The sequence below is a fragment of the Mesorhizobium sp. M7A.F.Ca.CA.002.05.1.1 genome (assembly GCF_003998335.1).
GTDB lineage: Bacteria > Pseudomonadota > Alphaproteobacteria > Rhizobiales > Rhizobiaceae > Mesorhizobium.
The window spans coordinates 1-1828 of record NZ_RZQI01001073.1; the positions used below are offsets into that span (position 1 = coordinate 1).

Consider the following 1828-nt stretch of genomic DNA (forward strand, 5'->3'; position numbering starts at 1 on the left):
TGGAGCGCAAAAACGGAGCAGCTCTTCGGCTGCTGAAAACCAACTGACTTTCCCATCTTCAAGCAGCGAAAGCTGTTCTGGGAAGCGTGCAAGCGCGACCAGCGCATTGCCGAAGGTATCGACGACTGTCGCCTGCCCGGCAAAGAGCAGGAATACGATGTTTGCAACGGCATCGTCTCTCAGCCAGCGGCCAGCCTCGACTTCGGCAAGCATCTGAGCTGAAATACCGTTTGGGCGCACAGTACCGTGTTCTATCACGCTGGATACCCATGCCTCCAACCGGCGGCAGGCATCGTTTGCGTCTTCGTCTACGCCGCCGGCCCTTATTTCCAGGGCGTTGGCCATAAGCTGTGCGTCGGCGCCAATCCGCCAGGGATCGTCCATGTCAATACCAAGGATCTGTTCCAGGGCTGAAAACGATAGCGGCAGGCCTATATCACGAACCGCGTCGAACTCCGGTTTTTGTACAGCTGCCTGCGTAAGTTCCGACGCTTTGGCCGCAAGCCGGTCGAATAGCCCGTTGCTGGAGGAAAAGCTTAGCGAACCAGCCAATGGGCGGCGCAGGCGCATGTGCCGTGGCGGGTCGGACAGCAGCATGGAACGGGTCAACAGGTCCAGGGCCGGATTGGCGCTGATCTTTTGCCTGACCTCCTGATAGGCGCCCGGCGGTGCCTGCAGCAACAGCGGGTGTTTCAAGGCCTGGGAAACAAGCGCATGGCTGAACACGTAGAAGGCTTCACCGACCTCGGGATAAGGAGGTTTGCCCCAACTGGCGCCTCCTGAACTCCGACGACGGGCGAATTCGGGAAACGCATCGCTGCCATGGGCGATGGGGTCAAATAGATCAGCCTGATCTGTCATCGGGCAAGATCGACAGCAAAGATAACGCGAAATCCGCCGGAACTCATGTCTTCAGGTAGAAAATCGGACGCGAGATGTAGAAATTCGCACCGGAGAACACGGTTATAGAACCGCAGTAGCGGATCCCTCGTTATGGATTCCACCGAAGGCATGACACCGGTCCGATGCCAATCGTCGATGGTCCGACGAAATTCCGGATCCGGCCGAACCTTGTCGGGCAACTCGTCCTGTGCTCCCGCGTAGGACGGGCAACGTCCGTCGCCGACCAACCAACGCGCACCGACCTGCCGTCCATAGTCAGACATTTGCGACAACAGGCGGCGTGCCATGTCGGTGCCGCGGAATTCGGGTCGCACACCAAGATTGTACACGTAGAGTGACCGTGCAGGTCGGCTCCTGGCAAGCGAAGAGTAGGCGGAGAAGGTCTTGGGGAACCTTCCCGTATCGTGCGGATCTTGGCTGGTTTCCACGAAGCAGATCGCGCCGGCAACAAGGTTCTCAACCATGGCCAGGATCATTGTATGCCCGAGCGAAAGCCGGTGGTGAATTGTTTTTTCGCTGGCACCGAGTCGTCCCCAGGCCGCGGCCTCCATCGCGGCCATGCCCGGAACGTCGTCTGCCATAAGCTGTTGAAATACGATCATCTTCATCGTCGAAAGGCGGCTCGTAATTGCGATATCGAATCGATAATTTTCTGATACCAGCTGTTGATGAGTGCATGAGTAGGGGCGGGTTGTCTCATGATCTTCTATGTTTGCCATCGCTTGCATGCCTATACCCTGGCAAGCCTGCTACTCTATTTTCGAACAGATTTGCAGGGTTCTGTGCGCTTTGTCCCCTATGACGAACGGGAGCATCTGCTTGAGATTTCCAGAGGCACCGTTCTTTGGACGGATTTGGACCGACTGAGCGAAGCAGAGATTGAAGCATGCTCCAATCTCAGCCAGCGGATGAAGTCGCAGCAGCC

3 protein-coding genes are annotated in these 1828 nt (G+C 57.2%); 1 reads left to right on the top strand and 2 read right to left on the bottom strand.

Annotation, left to right across the window (positions count from 1 at the left end; genetic code table 11):
* Together EN939_RS32575 and EN939_RS32580 are read right to left on the bottom strand one after the other, a co-directional pair.
* The coding region (locus EN939_RS32575) for a cytochrome P450 (RefSeq protein ID WP_164751439.1) at positions 1-861 on the bottom strand (861 nt) is incomplete at its 3' end.
* Entirely contained in the window at positions 858-1511 is a 654-nt protein-coding gene (locus EN939_RS32580; protein ID WP_127271207.1) for an N-acetyltransferase, read from the bottom strand. The genes EN939_RS32580 and EN939_RS32575, both read right to left, overlap by 4 nt.
* Before the next feature lie 90 nt (positions 1512-1601).
* On the opposite strand from EN939_RS32580, the gene EN939_RS38305 reads away from it, so the two are divergent.
* Positions 1602-1828 (top strand): hypothetical protein (locus EN939_RS38305; protein ID WP_206528401.1); only part of this gene is annotated, 227 nt, incomplete at its 3' end.

What these genes read in the sequence shown, in the direction of transcription:
- EN939_RS32580 (WP_127271207.1), bottom strand. Translation starts at nt 1,511, where the DNA reads ATGAAGATGATCGTATTTCAACAGCTTATGGCAGACGACGTTCCGGGC.